Source organism: Agromyces sp. NPDC004153, from assembly GCF_053603635.1.
In genome coordinates, this window is record NZ_JBSGFY010000001.1 from 36,480 (window position 1) to 53,483 (window position 17,004).

A 17,004-nucleotide genomic window follows, 5' to 3' on the forward strand; every position below is an offset into this window, starting at 1 on the left:
CGAAGGAACTCGAAGGGGAGGGGCATCGAGTGCAGCAGCTGATCGAACTCGTGGACCAGGGCATCGCGCTGGCGGGGAGCGGCGATCGGGCCGACCTTCGACGCCGGCTCGAGCAGACCAGGGAGCGGATCCTCGATCCGAGCGTGCGGGTCATCGTCGTCGGCGAGTTCAAGCAGGGCAAGAGCCAGTTGATCAACGCACTCGTGAACGCACCCGTGTGCCCCGTCGACGACGACATCGCGACCGCCGTGCCCACGAGCGTCCGCCACGGCGAGACCTCGGCGGCGTGGGTGGTGCCGCAGCGCGCCGACGGCGGGCCGGTCGACGCCGAGGGCCGGCCACGACGCATCCCGGTGCCGATCGGCGACCTCCCCCGCTACGTGTCCGAGCGCGCGAAGCCGGGTGAGGAGCCCGAGGTCCACGCCGCCGAGGTCGAGCTGCCGCGGAAGCTCCTGCGCGGCGGGCTGACCCTCATCGACTCCCCAGGTGTCGGCGGGCTCAACTCCGCGCACGCGCTGACCACCCTCGCCACGCTTCCGTCGACGAACGCCATGCTCTTCGTCTCCGACGCCTCGCAGGAGTACACCGAGCCCGAGATCCAGTTCCTCCGGCACGCGATGCGGATCTGTCCCAACGTCGCGTGCGTGCTCACCAAGGTGGACATGTACCCGCAGTGGCGCCGGGTGGAGGAGCTCGATCGCGCGCACCTCGCGGCCATCGACCCCGACATCCGCCTGTTTGCGGTCTCGTCCAACCTCCGCCTCGCGGCGATGAAGGCCGAGGACTCAGAGTTGAACACCGAGTCCGGCTTCGCCGACCTCACCGCCTACCTGCGGCGCGACATCGTCGGCCGGGCGGAGCTCCTGCAGCGCCGCTCCTCCGCCGTCGACCTGGTCTCGACGACGGAGCACCTCCGGTTGTCGATCGACACCGAGATGAGCGCGCTCGTCAACCCCGAGAAGACGCCCGAGATCATCGCCGAGCTCGAGGCGACGAAGGGTCGCGCCGACGAGCTCCGGCGCAACTCGTCGCGCTGGCAGATCACGCTCAATGACGGTGCGACCGACCTGATCTCCGACATGGAGCACGACCTGCGCGACCGCATGCGGCAGATCCAGCGCGAGGCCGAGGACGCCATCGACGAGGGCGACCCCGGCCCCGTGTGGGACCAGATCGTGGAGTGGTTCGAGCAGCGCGTCTCCTCGGCCGTGACCGACACGTTCGTGTGGACGCAGGAGCGCGCGCAGTGGCTCTCCGCCAAGGTGGCCAGGCACTTCACCGAGGACGAGATCTCGCTGCCGACCATCCACGTCGACGACACCCGCGACGTGCTCGACCCCGTCGCCGACATGGCGACCCTCGAGTCCGGCCGCCTCGGCGCCATGCAGAAGTTCTACATCGGGCTCAAGGGCTCGTACGGCGGCGTGCTCATGGTGGGCATCATCACGGGCATCGTCGGCATGTCGATCATCAACCCGCTCTCGCTGGCCGCCGGTGCGGTGATCGGTCGCAAGGCCTACAAGGACGACACGGCGGCCCGGCTCCTCCGGCGTCGCACCGAGGCGAAGGCGCTCATCCGGCGCCAGGTCGACGACGTCGTCTTCCAGGTCGGCAAGCAGCTGAAGGACCGGCTCCGCCTCGTGCAGCGCATCACGCGCGACCACTTCACTGCGATCGCCGACGAGCACCACCGGTCGCTGGCCGACTCGGTGCTCGCCGCGCAGAAGGCGGCGACGATGTACGCCAACGAGCGCGACCGCCGTGTGGCCGAGCTGAAGCGCGACCTGCAGCGGGTCGATGCGCTGTCGGCACGCGCGCGGGCGATCGAGTCCGCCGCCGCGGCCGCGCAGGCCGCCACGGATGCCACGACACCGACCGGCCGCGAACGCGCCGCCGCGGCATCCGCCGGCTCCTCGACGCGCTCGACGATCGAGGTCGGGCGGGCGTGACCGCGGCGCTCCTCGAGCAGACCCGCGCACTGCTGGATGCCGCGGCCGACGAGTACCGTGACGACCCGGCCGCCCTCGCGCAGCTCGAGGAGCACGCGACGCGGCTTCGCGACCCCCTGCGCGTCGCGATCGCGGGCATGGTCAAGGCGGGCAAGTCGACGCTCCTCAACGCGATCATCGGCGAGGAGATCGCACCGACGGATGCCGCGGAGTGCACGAAGGTCGTCATCTGGTACCGGCACGGCACCACGCCCCGCATCACGATGCACCTCGCGTCGGGCGCCGACCGCACCCTGCCCGTGCGACGCATCGAGGGTCGGCTGCAGATCGACCTCGACGGCACGCCGTACGAGGACATCGACCGGATCGTCGTCGAGTGGCCGTCGCGGCGGCTCGAGGAGGTGACCCTCATCGACACGCCGGGCATCGCCTCGCTCTCGACCGAGATCTCGGCCCGGTCGGCGGCCTTCCTCACGCCGACGGAGTCGCCGCCCGAGGCCGACGCGATCGTCTACCTGATGCGGCACCTGCATTCCGCCGACCTCGGGTTCCTCTCCGCATTCCACGACACCACGGTCGGGCGCTCGCGCACGGTCAACGCGATGGCGGTGCTCTCGCGCGCCGACGAGATCGGCGCCGGGCGCATCGACGCCCTGCTCTCCGCGCGAACGATCGCCGAGCGCTACCGCACCGACGGCGCCCTGCGCTCCCTCGCACTCGACGTCGTGCCCGTCGCGGGGCTCGTCGCCCAGTCCGCCCGCACCCTTCGCGAGCACGAGTTCGAGGCGCTGCGCGAGCTCGCCCGGCTCGGCCGCGACGCACGCGAGCGCATGCTCGTGTCGGTCGACCGCTTCGTGCGGGCCGACGCGGGCATCGACGTGAGCCCCGACGCACGGCGGAACCTGCTCGATCGGTTCGGGATGTTCGGGATCCGGATGTCGACGGTCGCGATCCGGTCGGGCTGCGACGACTCGACCGAGCTCGCCGACGAGCTGTACCGGCGCAGCGGCCTCGAGGAGCTCGTGCGGCTCGTCGGCGACCAGTTCCGCGCCCGCGCCGACGTGCTGAAAGCGCGCACCGCCCTGGCCGCGCTCGGCGCCCTCGTCCGCGACCGGCCCCGCCCCGACGACTCGCGCCTGCCGGCCGCGATCGAGCGGCTCGAGTCGAACGCGCACGAGCTCCGCGAGCTCGCGCTCCTGTCGACGGCTCGCACGACCGGCCTCGACCTCCCGCCCGACGAGGCCGCGGAGGCCGAGCGGCTCATCGGCGGCGCGGGCACGTCGCCCGAACGACGCCTCGGACTCCCCGACGGCGCCGGTCCCGAGGAGGTGCGGGCGGCCGCGGCGACGGCGCTGGGGCGCTGGCGGGCGCTGGCCGGCAGTCCGCTGCTCGATCGCGCCGCGGCAGAGGCCTGCGACGTCGTGACCCGCTCGTGCGAGGCGCTCGTGGTCGAGACGGCGCCCGCGTCAGTCGAGCGCCGCCAGCTGCGCCTCGTCCTTCATCCGGAACCACCGGTGGGCGGAGGGGGCGAGTGAGCACACCCACGCGGCGAACGCGACCACGAACCCCCCGACGAGCAGGAGCTCCACCGGCACGGCCACGTCGCCGACCGCGAGGAACGCCGACCCCATGAGCACCACGCCGGCCTGGAGCACCAGCGCGATCAGCAGCAGCCACCTCGCGCCGCCGCGACGATTCATCATGAACGCGAGCAGGGCCGCCTCGACGGCCACGACGATGCCCATACCGGCGAGGCTCGTCCAGTAGACGACGTCGACGAGGGCGTCGACCTCCGACTCGTCGTACGTGGGCGACAGGCGCCCGATCACCTCGGTCAGCTCGGTCGTGATCGCCCCGTGCGAGAGGAAGGCGAGGAGCACGCCGAACGCGCCGAGCACGAAGCTCAGGATCCAGAGCGATCGCGACGTGCGGATCGACCGCGGCGGCGGGAGCGGGCGCAGCACGGGCGGCTTCGTCCGGTCGGACATGACCGGTCGCGCCGGCGGCGGCACCGCGTCGGGGTCGTCGTCGGGCACGAGCGGCCGGTAGCGCGGGTCGTCGGGATCGGTCTCCCGCTCGATCGCGGCATCGTGCGTCGGCTCACGCAGTCCGTCGTCGGCATCCTCGACGTCATGCTCCGGATGCCGCGACTCGCCGTCCCCCATGGACCTGTCCCCCATGAGCGCCAGCCTACGGCAGCGCGGTCGACGTCATGCGGAGGCATCGCCGACGCCGTCGGACGGCCCGACGAGCCGCACCGCGAGCGAGTCCACGAGGGTCGCGATCGCGTCGTCGGCGGCCCATCTCGCGGCCAGGCGCTGCAGCACCGCGTCGAGCTCGGCGCGGGTGAGCCCGCCGACGAGCTCGAGGCGCACCACGAGCTCGGGGCCCGCGAGCCGCGCGCCCGGGTCCCCGGCGGACAGCTCGACGCCGAGCACGGCCAGCTCCGTGCCGATCGACCGCTCGAACGCGGCCTGCACCGCGTCGGACTCGAACGGCGGCGTCCACGCCTGCGACTGGGCGACGGCCCAGACGGCGGGCCGCCGGAGCACGAACTCGCCTGCGGAGCCCGGGTCGAGCACCACGAGGTCGGTGCCGTCGTCGGCCGCGGCGAGCGCGACACGCACTCCGTCGGCGGGCACGGGCCGGGCGACCGGGTTCCACGCCGACATCGCGTCGACCGAGGCGAACACGGGCAGGACGCGGCGTCCGTCAGGGCCCTCGACGGTGACGATCGAGAGCTCCTGGCTCTTGTCGACCGCGAGGCCGTGCGCGCCGACCTCCGCGCCGCCGTCGCCGAGGTCGGCGAGGAGCGGGATCAGCAGGCGCGCGGCGCCGAACGCGGCGACCACCTCTGCCTGCCCGCCCTCGCCGGCGTGGAAGCGGCGGACGGCCGCGGCGAGGGCCTCGGGGGCGCGTCCGTCGTCGGTGGCATGCGGATTGGGCTGGAACGAGCGCCCGGCCCACGGCACGCCGGCGGAGTCGGTCGCGGCCGGGTCGCGGCGGGCGGCGTCGTCGTCACGGCCGGCGGATGCGGCATCCGCCCGCCCGTCGACGGGGTCAGCGGCCGGCGACATCCAGGGCCTCGGCCAGCGTGAAGGCGCCCGCGTAGAGCGCCTTGCCGACGATCGAACCCTCGAGCCCGAGCGGCACGAGCTCGCGCAGCGCCGCGATGTCGTCGAGGCTGGACACGCCGCCGGAGGCCACGACGGGCCGGTGCGTGCGATCCATGATCTGGCGCAGCAGGTCGAGGTTCGGGCCCTGCAGCGTGCCGTCCTTCGTGACGTCGGTCACGACGTAGCGCGCAGCGCCGGCCTCCTCGAGGCGGTCCATGACCTGCCAGAGGTCGCCGCCGTCCTTCGTCCAGCCGCGGGCCGCGAGGGTCGTGCCGCGCACGTCGAGGCCGACGGCGATGGCCTCGCCGTACTGCGCGATGACGGATGCCGCCCACTCGGGGTTCTCGAGCGCTGCGGTGCCGAGGTTGATGCGCTTGGCGCCGATCTCGAGCGCGTGCTCGAGCGAGGCGTCGTCGCGGATGCCGCCGGAGAGCTCGACGTTCACGCCGCGCACCTGGCGGATGACCTTCTTCAGGATGCCCGCGTTGGAGCCGCGGCCGAAGGCCGCGTCGAGGTCGACGAGGTGGATCCACTCCGCCCCCTGGTCGGCCCAGTCGGCGGCCGCGTCGACCGGGTCGCCGTAGTTCGTCTCGGTGCCGGCCTCGCCCTGCGTCAGGCGGACGGCCTTGCCCCCCGCGACGTCGACTGCCGGAAGCAGCACGAGACGGGGGGTCTTGTTGAACTCACTCATCACTGTCCTCGTATCGGTGGCTGTGAAAGCACCACAGCGGCACAGTCACAGCATCCTAGTCGGGTCGCGCGCCGGCGGCCCGCGCATGACGCCCCGAGCCGGCCGCGCTGCCCGTCGCGGGATCAGCCGAGCGTGCCCAGCCAGTTCGCGAGCAGCCGGATGCCGGCGTCGGACGACTTCTCGGGATGGAACTGCGTCGCCGACAGCGGGCCGTTCTCGACCGCCGCGAGGAACGGACCGCCGTGCTCCGACCAGGTGAGCCTCGGCTCCGGGAACGGCGGGACGACGTCCAGCAGCCACTCCTGCGCGGCGTAGGAGTGCACGAAGTAGAACCGCTCGTCCTCGATGCCCTCGAAGAGCAGGCTGCCGACGTCGGGACGCACGGTGTTCCAGCCCATGTGCGGCAGCACCGGCGACGGCAGCTCGGTCACGACGCCGGGCCACTCGCCGAGGCCCTCGGTGTCGACGCCGCGCTCGACGCCGCGGTCGAACAGCACCTGCATGCCGACGCAGATCCCGAGCACCGGACGCCCGCCCGCGAGCCGGCGGTCGATGATCTCGTCGCCCCGCACGGCCTGCAGCTGGTCCATGACGGCCTTGAACGCCCCCACGCCCGGGACGACGAGCCCGTCGGCCTCCATGGCGGCGGCGCGATCAGCCGTGACCTGCACCTCGGCCCCGGCGCGTTCGAGCGCCTTCGCGGCCGAGTGGATGTTGCCCGAGCCGTAGTCGAGCAGCACCACGCGGCGCGTCGCGGTCACAGGGCGCCCTTCGTCGACGGGATGCCGCTCACCAGCGGGTCGAGGGCCTTCGCCTGGCGGAAGGCGCGGGCGAACGCCTTGAACTCGGCCTCCGCGATGTGGTGCGGGTCTCGCCCCGCGAGCACGTTGACGTGGACCGTGAGGCCCGCGTTGAACGCGATCGCCTCGAACACGTGGCGCACCATGGAGCCCGTGAAGTGACCGCCGATGAGGTGGAACTCGAACCCGGCGGGCTCCCCCGTGTGCACGAGGAACGGCCGCCCCGAGATGTCGACCACGGCCTGCGCGAGCGCCTCGTCGAGCGGCACGAGCGCGTCGCCGTAGCGCGAGATGCCCCGCTTGTCGCCGAGGGCCTCGCGGATCGCCCGGCCGAGCACGATGCCCACGTCCTCGACGGTGTGGTGCACGTCGATCTCGATGTCGCCGCGGGCACGCACCGTGAGGTCGGTGAGCGAGTGCTTCGCGAACGCGGTGAGCAGGTGGTCGTAGAACGGCACCGTGGTCTCGATGTCGCTGCTGCCCGAGCCGTCGAGGTTCAGCGACAGGTCGATGCTGGACTCGCTCGTCTCGCGCTGCACGCGTGCGGTGCGCGGGGCGCCGGGAGTGGTCATGTCGTCATCCTATTCGGGCGCGCTGGACGCTCGTCGGGGTGCGGAGGGCGCCGGTCGTGGGTCAGGACCCCGCGGTGGCGGGTGCGAAGACGGCGATCGCCTCGAGGAACGCGCTCGTCTCGGCCTCGGTGCCCGCGGTCACGCGGAGGCAGCCGGGCAGGCCGATCTCGCGGATCAGGATGCCCCGGTCGAGCAACGCCTGGAAGACCGCGTGCGGGTCGTCGACACCGCCGAAGAGCACGAAGTTCGATCCGCTGCGGTAGGGGTGGAAGCCGAGTCGGGCCAGCTCGACCGAGATGCGCTCGCGCTGCGCGCGGATCTCGCCGACCATGGCGAGCATCTCGTCCGAGTGCGCCAGGGCGCCGAGCGCGGCGGCCTGGGTGAGCGCCGAGAGGTGGTACGGCAGGCGCACGAGGCGCAGCGCGTCGATGACGGCGGGATCCGCGGCGAGGTAGCCGACGCGCGCGCCCGCGAAGGCGAACGCCTTGCTCATGGTGCGCGACACGAGCAGCCGGGGCCGGCCCTCGAGCAGCGTCAGTGCGCTCGCGGTGCCGGGATCGGCGAACTCGATGTACGCCTCGTCGACCACGACGATGCCGCGCGCGGCATCCGCCACCGCGGTGATGGTCTCGAGGGAGAGGGGCGTGCCCGTGGGGTTGTTCGGTGCGCAGAGCAGCACGATGTCCGGGTCGTGCTCGCGCACCGCGGCCACCGCCGTCTCGGGCGAGAGCTCGAACTCGTCGTCGCGGCCGGCCGTGATCCACTCGGTGCCGGTACCCGATGCGAGGAGCCCGTACATGGAGTACGTCGGCGCGAATCCGAGCACGCTGCGGCCGGGCCCGCCGAATGCCTGCAGGACGTGCTGGAGCACCTCGTTCGAGCCGTTCGCCGCCCAGATGCGGTCGATGTCGAGGTCGTGCCCGAGGTAGTCGGCCAGGGCGCGCCGGAGGGCCGTGAACTCGCGGTCGGGGTACCGGTTCAGGCTCAGGATCGCCGCGGCGACCCGGGCGACGATGTCGTGCGCGACGTCCTCGGGGATCGGATGGGTGTTCTCGTTGACGTTGAGCGCGACCGGGACCGACTTCTGCGGCGCGCCGTAGGGCGTGCGCCCGCGCAGGTCGTCGCGGATGGGCAGGTCGTCGAGGCTCGTCACCCGTCCATGCTAGCCACGGGCACCCCTGCGCCCCGCGGCCGTGACGTCATGGGACGACCGGGAGGGCGAGCCGCTGCCCCGGCTCGACGACCGCGTCGTCGAGACCGTTGAGGCGGATGATCTCGTCGATGAGGACGCGCGGGTCGCCGTCGGGCGCCAGCGACTCGGCGATGGCCCAGAGCGAGTCGCCCTGGCCGATCGTGACGTACTCGAACGAGGAGGCGGGCGCCGACGAGCCGCCGTCGGCTGCCGCACCACCCGAGCCGAGGACGGTGACGAGCGCCCAGACGACGAGCGGCAGGGACGCCAGCGCGGTGAACACGATGCGCCCTCGGCGCGTCAACCGGAGCCGCGTCGCCGTGCGCGGTGCGGACTCCACCGGCATGGTTCGGGTCGGGACGATCGCTGCGCTCATGTCACACCTCCTGGACGAGTCGCACCCGGCCCTCGGCCGGGAGGGCCGGATGCGAAGCTCTGTTCCGAATATATCTTCGAATGTTCGAAGCTGCAAGCATCCGATCCGCCGGAATGTGCCCGCGGATTCCGCGACACACTCGAACGAATGTTTGCCGCACCGACATCTGCCGGATACAGTTTCGAATGTTCGACCACAGTCGATCAGAGACCACCGACATCCGGTCGCGAGCGGCCGCAACGAGGGGCGGAGACCTTGAGCACCGACATCGACGACGTGCGGGACCAGGGCAGGGCGCGCCGCCGCAAGAGCCTCAGCGCCAAGCAGGTCGCCATCCTCGAGGTCATCCAGCGCTCGGTGTCGAGCCGCGGCTACCCGCCGAGCATGCGCGAGATCGGCGACGCGGTCGGGCTCTCGTCGCTCTCCAGCGTCACGCACCAGCTGAACCAGCTCGAGCTGGCCGGCTACCTGCGCCGCGACCCCAACCGCCCGCGCGCCCTCGAGGTGCTCATCGAGCTGCCCGGATCGGCCGATCGCGCGCCGTCCGCCGGCGAGCCCATCCCCGTCGGCGACGCCGCGATGGTTCCCCTCGTGGGGCGCATCGCGGCCGGCATCCCCATCACGGCCGAGCAGCAGATCGACGAGGTCTTCCCGCTCCCCCGCCAGCTCGTCGGCAAGGGCGAGCTCTTCATCCTCAAGGTCGTGGGCGACTCGATGATCGACGCCGCCATCTGCGACGGCGACTGGGTCGTGGTGCGCTCCCAGCGCACGGCGGAGAACGGCGAGATCGTCGCGGCCATGCTCGACGGCGAGGCCACGGTCAAGGTGTTCCGCCAGCGCGACGGACACACGTGGCTGCTCCCCCGCAACAGCGCGTTCGAGCCCATCCTCGGCGACCAGGCCGAGGTCCTCGGCAAGGTCGTGGCGGTCCTGCGCACGGTCTGAGCGCCGCCGCGTGGCAGGAGGTCGATGCGAGCGGCCTCACGCGCGACCGGATGCCCCGACCGCGCGATCAGGCGGCGGCGACCGCCAGGGCCGCCTGGGGCTGCGCCTTTCCGACGCCCCGCAGCCAGTCGACGATCGTGTCCATGAAGCCCGCGTGGTCGTCGCGGAACACGGTGTGGCCCGTGCCCTCCACGGTCTCGACGGTCATCCCCTGCCGACGCAGCTGCGCCGCGACGCGCTCGGTGATCAGCAGGCTCTTCTCCGCGAGCACGACGAGGCTCGGCGCGACGAGTCGCGCCGGCGGCACGAGCGGCCGGGTGTCGGCGAAGCCGAGGATGGTGCGTCGGTCCCAGTCCCGCAGGGTGGCCAGCTCGATGTCGACGTCGGCGGCGCTCCACTTCGGGTTCATGCGCACGAGCGCCGAGCGCCGGGGTCGCGGCGCGACCGCGAAGAACGCCTTGAACGCCCAGCCGCGGATGCCGGTCGGGAACGAGAACGCCGGGTCGATGTAGATCGCGGCGCGCGGCGCCATGCGGTCGGCGACGAGGCTGGCCACGAGGCCGCCGAGCGAGTGGCCCATGACCACGTCGGGCGGCCCGTCGATCAGCGGCGTCAGCGTCTCGACGACGTCGTCCGCCCAGGCGGCGGGCGAGTACCGGCGCGCACGCGGGCTGCGTCCGTGCCCGGCCAGGTCGACGGCGAGCACGCGGAAGCCGTGCTCGAGGAGCTCGGCGGTCACGCGGTGCCAGGCTCGCGAATCCGACATGATGCCGTGGATGAGGACGGCGGTCTTCGTGCCGCTGCCGGATTCCTGTACCGCGAGACGCATGGAGCGACCATAGCGATCGCGGCTGGGGATCGCCCCCGACGTGACTGGACGCCGGCTGCGAACGGACCGGTCCCTGTCACCCGAGGCCGGGGATCTCGACCTCGAGCGCGAGGCCGGTCAGCGCGATCCGGTCGTCGTACCCGCCGAGCACGAGCACGGCAGCGTGCTCGAGCGGACTCACGGTCGCGAACGACGCGGGCCGCTCCAGCTCGACGAGCACCGTGGACGCGCCCGCGGCGACGTCGACGACCTCGACCGAGCCGCCACCGGCGCCGATGAGCACGCGGCCGTCGGGGAGGGCGAGCGCTCCGCCCGACAGCTTGTAGCGCGGCTCCGCGAGGTCGGGACCGGGCGTGAACGCTCCAGTTCCCGGATCGAAGACCTCCGTCGTCGCGAGCACCCGGCGGTCGTCCGGCGTGCCGCCGGCGACGAGGACCCGGCCGTCGGCGAGGGTCGCCTGGACGTGCTTGAACCGGGGCGTCGCCAGCGGTCCCACCTCGACCCAGGTCCCGTCCGCCGAGTCGTAGATCGCAGCCGCCGGCGATCCGGTCCCGGGCGCCACGCGTCCGCCCGTCACGAGCACCCGCCCGTCGTGGAGGGTCGACGCCTCCAGCGCGTCCGCCGGCCACGGCAGCGGGCTCGTGGGGAGGACCTCCCAGGTCACCGGGTCGACGATCACGGCCTCGTCCGTGACGCCCGTGGCCGTCTCGCCGCCGACGACGAGCACGCCACCCTCGGGCAGGAGGGCGGCCACGTGCCCGCCGCGCGGCGCGACCGTCGCCACGGTCGTGGTGGTGCCCGCCTCGGGGTCGGACGTCCACCGCCCCGCTGACCCCCGCACCCTCGCCGAGGAACCCGCCGATCACGACGACCCGGCCGTCGGGCAACAGCGTCGAGGTGTGGTTCGTGCGCGGCACGCTCATCGGCTCGGCCGGCGTCGCCTCGCGCCCGTCGGCTCCCACGACGAGCACCTCGGCCGTGGCGGTGCCGCACCCGTCGACGACGCATCCGCCGGCGACGAGGATGCGGCCGTCGGGGAGGGGTGTCGCGGTGTGCGCGGCGCGGTCGCCGACACCGGCCGGGGCCGCGGCATCCGAGGTCGCCGGCGGGTCGGACGGCGGGTCGGACGGCGGACCCGGGGGCGCGGTCGGCCCGCCCCCGGTGCATCCGGCCGACAGGAGCACGACGATCGCGGACGCTGCGATCGGCCACCTGCGCATGCCGCATGGTACGTCGGCGGGCGTTCCGGCGACAACGGACGACCCTGCACGGCGGCAGGGGGCGAGGTCGGCGCACGCGAGACGCGGGCATCCGAGACGACTCCGGCCGGATGCCGCGGGCTGCGACATCCGGCCGGGACGACGGTCGACGGACCTACTCGGCCAGCACGGGCTCCGCGAGCTCGGCGCGCACCGCGCGCGTCGCCTCGATGATGTGCTCCAGCGAGGCGACGGTCTCGTCGTAGCCGCGCGTCTTGAGGCCGCAGTCGGGGTTGACCCACAGCTTCGACGCCGGGATCTCGGCGACGGCGCGCTCGAGGAGCGCCTGCACCTCGGCGGCGCTCGGCACGCGCGGCGAGTGGATGTCGTACACGCCCGGGCCGATGCCGTGGTCGAAGCCGCTCGTCGACAGGTCGTCGACGACCTCCATGCGGCTGCGCGCGGCCTCGATCGACGTGACGTCGGCATCGAGGTTCCGGATCGCGTCGATCACCACGCCGAACTCCGAGTAGCAGAGGTGCGTGTGCACCTGCGTCGCCGACGCGGCGCCGCCCGTGGCGAGGCGGAACGAGCCGACCGACCAGTCGAGGTAGGCGGGCTGGTCGGCGAGCTTCAGCGGCAGGAGCTCGCGCAGCGCGGGCTCGTCGACCTGGATCACGCGGATGCCGGCCTGCTCGAGGTCGGCGATCTCGTCGCGCAGGGCGAGCGCGACCTGGCGCGCGGTGTCGCCGAGCGGCTGGTCGTCGCGCACGAACGACCACGCCAGGATCGTCACGGGCCCGGTGAGCATGCCCTTCACGGGCTTCTCGGTGAGCGACTGGGCGTAGGTCGACCACTCGACCGTCATGGGCGCGGGGCGCGAGACGTCGCCCCACAGGATCGACGGACGCGTGCAGCGCGAGCCGTAGGACTGCACCCAGCCGTGCTGCGTCACCGCGAAGCCGTCGAGCAGCTCGGCGAAGTACTGCACCATGTCGTTGCGCTCGGGCTCGCCGTGCACGAGCACGTCGAGGCCGAGGTCCTCCTGCAGGCGGATGACGCGCTCGATCTCCTCGCGCATGAGCGCGCGGTACGCGGCATCCGTCAGCTCGCCCTTCACGAGCCGGGCGCGAGCACGGCGGATGTCGGGCGTCTGCGGGAACGAGCCGATCGTCGTGGTCGGCAGCTCGGGCAGCTCGAGTGCCTCCTGCGCCGCAACGCGCTCGTCGTACGCCGCACGCGTGAAGTCGCGGTCGGCGAGCGCGTCGAGGCGGTGGCGCACGGCCGGCACGCGCACGCCCGGCGCGCCGGCGCGGTCGGCGAGGGCAGCGGATGCCGCGTCGAGCTCGGTCGCGATCGCGTCGCGTCCCTCGGCGAGACCGCGCGCGAGCGTCGCCACCTGCGCGACCTTCTGGTCGGCGAACGCGAGCCAGCTCACGAGGCGCGGGTCGAGCAGCGTCTCGTCGTCGACGTCGTGCGGCACGTGCAGCAGCGACGTGGAGGTCGACACCGCGACGTCGCCCGAGCGCGAGCGCAGCGCGTCGGCGCGCTCGAAGGCGTGCGCGAGGTCGCCGCGCCAGATGTTGTGGCCGTCGATGACGCCCGCGACGAGCGTCTTCGCGGCGAGCGACTCCTCGGTCGCCGGGTCGAGCTGCTCGGGTGCGGTGCCGCGCACGAGGTCGAACGAGATCGCCTCGACGGGGGCGGCGGCGAGCGCCGGCAGCGCGTCGTCGAGTGCACCGTAGGGCGCTGCCACGAAGATCGCGGGGCGGTCCTCGGCCGAGCCGAGGGCGTCGTAGGCGCGGCCGATCGCGTCGAGGACGCGCTCGCGGGGCTCGTCGATGCTCTCGCTCACGAGCGCCGGCTCGTCGAGCTGGACCCAGGCGGCGCCCGCGGTGGCGAGCTCGGCCAGGAGCGCGGTGTAGACGGGCACGAGGTCGTCGAGGCGGTCGAGCGGACGGAAGCCCTCGGGCGCGCCGTCGGCGGCCTTCGCGAGGAGGAGGAACGTGACGGGGCCGACGATGACCGGTCGCGTGAGGAACCCGGCCGCCTTCGCCTCGGCGAACTCGGCGAGGATGCGGTCGGCGTGCAGCGCGAACGACGTGTCGGGTCCGATCTCGGGCACGAGGTAGTGGTAGTTCGAGTCGAACCACTTCGTCATCTCGAGCGGGGCGTCCTCGCCCTCGCCGCGGGCGATCGTGAAGTAGCCGGCGAGGTCGACCCGGCCCGACTCGTCCTGCAGGCGACGGAAGCGCTCGGGCACCGCGCCCACGGCGATCGCGGCGTCGAGCACCTGGTCGTAGTACGAGAACGACTCGGGGATCGACGAGTCGTCGCGACCGAGCCCGAGCGACGCGAGGCGCTCCCGCGTCGCGGCGCGCAGGTCGGCGGCGGCGGCCTCGAGCTCGTCGGCGCCGATCGTGCCGGCCCAGAAGGCCTCGACGGCCTTCTTCAGCTCGCGACGGCGGCCGATGCGCGGGTAGCCCAGGATCGTACCGGTGGGGAAGGCGTGTGCGGTCATCGTTCTGTGGTGTTCCTCTCGTTGACGAGTCGGTCGTGTTGGCCGAGGCCGAGGCGGTCGACGACGTCGAGCACGGCTTCGTGGCGATTGAACGTGTACAGGTGCAGGCCGGGCGCCCCGCCGTCGACCACGTCGGCGGCGAGCCGGGCGGCGAAGTCGATGCCGATCTCGGTCTGCGCGTCCGCGTCGGGCTCGATCTCGAGGTCGATCGCGAGCGACGCGGGCGGCTCGACGCCGGTGAGCTCGGTGAGGCGCGCGAGGCGGGCGGGCGTGGTGACCGGCATGATCCCCGGGAGGATCGGGATGGTCACGCCCGCGGCACGGGCGCGCTCGACGAACCCGAAGTAGTCGTCGGCGTGCCAGAAGAGCTGCGTGATCGCGAGGTTTGCCCCGGCGATCTCCTTCGCGAGCAGCGTGTCGACGTCCTGGGCGGGGCCTCGTGACCGCGGATGCCCCGTGGGGAAGGCCGCGACCGCCACGCGCTCGGGCCGCGGTCGCTCGCGGATCTCGGTGACACCGGCCAGCCCCGGGATGCCCACCTGCGCGAAGGGCTCCCGCTCCTCCTGCACCCGGTGGATGAGCTGCACGAGCTCGGCGGCGCTGTCGAGGTCGCCGATGCCCGCGTCGGGATCGGCGCCGACGGGTGGGTCGCCCCGGAGCGCGAGGAAGCTCGTGATGCCCGCGTCGAGGAACTCGCGCACGAGGCGGTTCGCCTCAGCGTGCGAGGAGCCCACGCACGTGAGGTGCGCCATGGGCTCGACGTCGGTGTTCTCGAGCATGTAGCGGAGCACGGTCAGCGAGCGGTCGCGTGACGAGCCCCCGGCGCCGAAGGTGACGGAGATGAAGGCGGGATGCGCCTCGGCGAGGCGGTCGATGGTGCGCCCCAGCGCGATCGCCGCGGCATCCGTACGCGGCGGGTACAGCTCGAACGAGACCGGCGTGCGGGGCCGACAGTCGGCGCCGCCGGCGTCGGGTCCGGTCTCTGCCATGGTGCTCCTGCGTGGCGGGCCGCGCCGACCGGGAATCCACGGCAGGCCGCGTCCCCCGGCCGTACTCGGCGGGTGGGTGTCGCGGGCGGGTGCCGGGCTCGGCGGTCGCTCCAGGTGCCCGGCATCCGGCCGTGCACCGACGATCACCAGCGACGATACGCCTGCGTTCCCCGAAATCGAGCACTATGACGTGGCGTGACGCCCCGAAACGGGACGATCGGCACACCGGAGGCCCGGTGCGCCGATCGTGTCGAGCGTTCTGCGCGTCGCGTCAGGCGGGCACGGATGCCGCGTCGAAGTCCGCGAGCTGTGCGGCCTGCTCGGGCGACGCGAGGGCCCGGATGCGGGTGCCGTCCTCCACGTAGTCGATCGACAGCACGCGCCCGGTCTCGTGCAGCGTCGACACCACGTCGCCGCGGTCGTACGGCACGAGGAGGTCGACCTCGACCGCGGGGTCGGGCAGCATGCGTCCGATCGCCTCGAGCACGTCGGCGATGCCCTCGCCCGTGCGCGCCGACGCGAAGACCGCGTTCGGCTCGAGGCCGCGCAGCACCAGGCGGTCTTCCGGCGTGATGAGGTCGGCCTTGTTGAACACGATCAGCTCGGGGACGTCGCGCGCGCCCACCTCGCCGATGACGTCGCGCACGGTGGCGATCTGGCCCGCGGGGTCGGGGTGCGCCGCGTCGACGACGTGCACGATCAGGTCGGCGTCGCCGACCTCCTCGAGCGTCGAGCGGAACGCCTCGACGAGCTGGTGCGGCAGGTTCCGCACGAACCCGACCGTGTCGGCGATCGTGTAGACGCGCCCGTCGGCCGTGGTGTTGCGGCGCACGGTGGCGTCGAGCGTCGCGAACAGCGCGTTCTCGACGAGCACGCCGGCACCCGTGATGCGGTTCAGCAGGCTCGACTTGCCGGCGTTCGTGTAGCCGGCGATGGCCACCGACGGCACCGCGTTGCGACGGCGGTTCGCCCGCTTCGCCTCGCGGGCGGGCTTCATGCCGACGATCTGCTTGCGCAGCTTCGCCATGCGCGAGTGGATGCGGCGTCGATCGAGCTCGATCTTCGTCTCACCGGGACCACGGGAACCCATGCCCGCACCCGCGCCGCCGACCTGGCCACCGGCCTGCCGGGACATCGACTCACCCCAGCCGCGCAGTCGCGGGAGGAGGTACTCGAGCTGCGCGAGCTCGACCTGGGCCTTGCCCTCGCGGCTCTTCGCGTGCTGGCTGAAGATGTCGAGGATCGTCGCGGTGCGGTCGATGACCTTGACCTTCACCACGTCCTCGAGCGCACGCCGCTGGCTGGGCGCGAGCTCGGTGTCGGCGATCACGGTGTCGGCGCCGAGGGCGGCGACCACGTGACGCAGCTCCTCGGCCTTGCCGCTGCCGAGGTACGTGCTGGGGTCGGGGTGCGGACGACGCTGGAGCAGCCCGTCGAGCACCCGCGCGCCCGCGGTCTCGGCGAGGGCGGCGAGCTCGCGGAGCGAGTTCTCCGCGTCCTCCTGCGATCCCTGCGAGTACACGCCGATGAGCACGACGTTCTCGAGTCGCAGCTGCCGGTACTCGACCTCGGTGACGTCCTCGAGCTCGGTGGAGAGCCCGCTGACGCGACGGAGCGCCGCGCGCTCCTCGCGGTCGTACTGCTCGCCGTCGGCCGTGTCGGCGTCCGCGGCATCCGACCAGTCCTTCTGGATCGCCGACGCCTCGGCGGCGCCGAATCGCGCCACGCCCGCGCGGGTCTCCGCGCTGCGCAGCACGCGCTCGACGGCGTCGTCGGCGGTGCTTCGCTCTGGTTCGTTCATCGAATCCACCCTACTTCTCTCGGT

15 protein-coding genes are annotated in these 17,004 nt (G+C 73.0%); 3 read left to right on the forward strand and 12 right to left on the reverse strand.

The window, feature by feature from the left end; genetic code table 11:
- Nucleotides 1-29 precede the first annotated feature (29 nt).
- Together ACWEOH_RS00150 and ACWEOH_RS00155 are read left to right on the forward strand one after the other, a co-directional pair.
- A complete protein-coding gene (locus ACWEOH_RS00150) occupies nucleotides 30-1,949 on the forward strand; it encodes a dynamin family protein (RefSeq protein WP_452027173.1) in 1,920 nt (639 codons plus the stop codon).
- Nucleotides 1,946-3,484 carry a dynamin family protein gene (locus ACWEOH_RS00155; RefSeq protein WP_452027175.1) on the forward strand — a complete coding sequence of 513 codons (1,539 nt, stop codon included), beginning with the start codon at nucleotides 1,946-1,948 and terminating at the stop codon, nucleotides 3,482-3,484. The genes ACWEOH_RS00150 and ACWEOH_RS00155 overlap by 4 nt, the downstream gene beginning before the upstream one ends.
- Here the strand turns inward: ACWEOH_RS00155 and ACWEOH_RS00160 are convergent.
- From ACWEOH_RS00160 to ACWEOH_RS00190, 7 genes are all read right to left on the reverse strand, one after another.
- Entirely contained in the window at nucleotides 3,416-4,129 is a 714-nt protein-coding gene (locus ACWEOH_RS00160; protein WP_452027177.1) for a hypothetical protein, read from the reverse strand. The two genes, ACWEOH_RS00155 and ACWEOH_RS00160, sit on opposite strands and share 69 nt — an antisense overlap.
- 30 nt (nucleotides 4,130-4,159) lie before the next feature.
- Nucleotides 4,160-5,026, reverse strand: coding sequence for an SseB family protein (locus ACWEOH_RS00165; protein WP_452027179.1), 867 nt, complete (start codon nucleotides 5,024-5,026; stop codon nucleotides 4,160-4,162).
- Nucleotides 5,010-5,756 (reverse strand): bifunctional 1-(5-phosphoribosyl)-5-((5-phosphoribosylamino)methylideneamino)imidazole-4-carboxamide isomerase/phosphoribosylanthranilate isomerase PriA, encoded by a 747-nt coding sequence (gene priA, locus ACWEOH_RS00170; protein WP_452027181.1) that lies wholly within the window; start codon nucleotides 5,754-5,756, stop codon nucleotides 5,010-5,012. The genes ACWEOH_RS00165 and priA overlap by 17 nt, the downstream gene beginning before the upstream one ends.
- Nucleotides 5,757-5,878: 122 nt before the next feature.
- A complete protein-coding gene (hisH, locus tag ACWEOH_RS00175; protein WP_452027183.1) occupies nucleotides 5,879-6,517 on the reverse strand; it encodes an imidazole glycerol phosphate synthase subunit HisH in 639 nt (212 codons plus the stop codon).
- A complete protein-coding gene (gene hisB / locus ACWEOH_RS00180) occupies nucleotides 6,514-7,128 on the reverse strand; it encodes an imidazoleglycerol-phosphate dehydratase HisB (RefSeq protein WP_452027185.1) in 615 nt (204 codons plus the stop codon). Before hisB ends, hisH begins: the two co-directional genes overlap by 4 nt.
- A 61-nt stretch (nucleotides 7,129-7,189) precedes the next feature.
- Nucleotides 7,190-8,281: a histidinol-phosphate transaminase gene (locus ACWEOH_RS00185; protein ID WP_452027187.1), complete on the reverse strand. Its 1,092-nt coding sequence runs from the start codon at nucleotides 8,279-8,281 to the stop codon at nucleotides 7,190-7,192.
- A gap of 46 nt (nucleotides 8,282-8,327) precedes the next feature.
- Nucleotides 8,328-8,696: a LysM peptidoglycan-binding domain-containing protein gene (locus tag ACWEOH_RS00190; protein WP_452027189.1), complete on the reverse strand. Its 369-nt coding sequence runs from the start codon at nucleotides 8,694-8,696 to the stop codon at nucleotides 8,328-8,330.
- A gap of 267 nt (nucleotides 8,697-8,963) precedes the next feature.
- Between ACWEOH_RS00190 and lexA the strand changes: the two genes are divergently transcribed.
- The gene (lexA, locus tag ACWEOH_RS00195; RefSeq protein ID WP_238476327.1) at nucleotides 8,964-9,641 is read left to right on the forward strand and encodes a transcriptional repressor LexA; all 678 of its coding nucleotides are present in this window, start codon (nucleotides 8,964-8,966) and stop codon (nucleotides 9,639-9,641) included.
- Between the two features lie 67 nt (nucleotides 9,642-9,708).
- Here the strand turns inward: lexA and ACWEOH_RS00200 are convergent, their stop codons facing one another.
- The 5 genes from ACWEOH_RS00200 to hflX all read right to left on the reverse strand — a co-directional run bounded on the left by ACWEOH_RS00200 (nucleotide 9,709) and on the right by hflX (nucleotide 16,980).
- Nucleotides 9,709-10,470 (reverse strand): alpha/beta fold hydrolase, encoded by a 762-nt coding sequence (locus tag ACWEOH_RS00200; RefSeq protein WP_452027191.1) that lies wholly within the window; start codon nucleotides 10,468-10,470, stop codon nucleotides 9,709-9,711.
- Nucleotides 10,471-10,546: 76 nt separating this feature from the next.
- Entirely contained in the window at nucleotides 10,547-11,254 is a 708-nt protein-coding gene (locus ACWEOH_RS00205; protein WP_452027193.1) for a Kelch repeat-containing protein, read from the reverse strand.
- A gap of 590 nt (nucleotides 11,255-11,844) precedes the next feature.
- Nucleotides 11,845-14,190 carry a 5-methyltetrahydropteroyltriglutamate--homocysteine S-methyltransferase gene (metE, locus tag ACWEOH_RS00210; protein WP_452027195.1) on the reverse strand — a complete coding sequence of 782 codons (2,346 nt, stop codon included), beginning with the start codon at nucleotides 14,188-14,190 and terminating at the stop codon, nucleotides 11,845-11,847.
- Complete coding sequence (locus tag ACWEOH_RS00215) at nucleotides 14,187-15,179, reverse strand: methylenetetrahydrofolate reductase (protein ID WP_452027197.1); 993 nt, start codon at nucleotides 15,177-15,179, stop codon at nucleotides 14,187-14,189. The genes metE and ACWEOH_RS00215 overlap by 4 nt, the downstream gene beginning before the upstream one ends.
- Nucleotides 15,180-15,450: 271 nt before the next feature.
- Nucleotides 15,451-16,980, reverse strand: coding sequence for a GTPase HflX (gene hflX, locus ACWEOH_RS00220; RefSeq protein ID WP_452027199.1), 1,530 nt, complete (start codon nucleotides 16,978-16,980; stop codon nucleotides 15,451-15,453).
- Nucleotides 16,981-17,004: the final 24 nt, after the last annotated feature.

Coding starts and splice junctions, on each gene's coding strand:
- ACWEOH_RS00160 (WP_452027177.1), bottom strand. CDS start 4,129: ATGGGGGACAGGTCCATGGGGGACGGCGAGTCGCGGCATCCGGAGCAT.
- ACWEOH_RS00165 (WP_452027179.1), bottom strand. CDS start 5,026: ATGTCGCCGGCCGCTGACCCCGTCGACGGGCGGGCGGATGCCGCATCC.
- priA (WP_452027181.1), bottom strand. CDS start 5,756: ATGAGTGAGTTCAACAAGACCCCCCGTCTCGTGCTGCTTCCGGCAGTC.
- hisB (WP_452027185.1), bottom strand. CDS start 7,128: ATGACCACTCCCGGCGCCCCGCGCACCGCACGCGTGCAGCGCGAGACG.
- ACWEOH_RS00190 (WP_452027189.1), bottom strand. CDS start 8,696: ATGAGCGCAGCGATCGTCCCGACCCGAACCATGCCGGTGGAGTCCGCA.
- ACWEOH_RS00200 (WP_452027191.1), bottom strand. CDS start 10,470: ATGCGTCTCGCGGTACAGGAATCCGGCAGCGGCACGAAGACCGCCGTC.
- metE (WP_452027195.1), bottom strand. CDS start 14,190: ATGACCGCACACGCCTTCCCCACCGGTACGATCCTGGGCTACCCGCGC.
- ACWEOH_RS00215 (WP_452027197.1), bottom strand. CDS start 15,179: ATGGCAGAGACCGGACCCGACGCCGGCGGCGCCGACTGTCGGCCCCGC.
- hflX (WP_452027199.1), bottom strand. CDS start 16,980: ATGAACGAACCAGAGCGAAGCACCGCCGACGACGCCGTCGAGCGCGTG.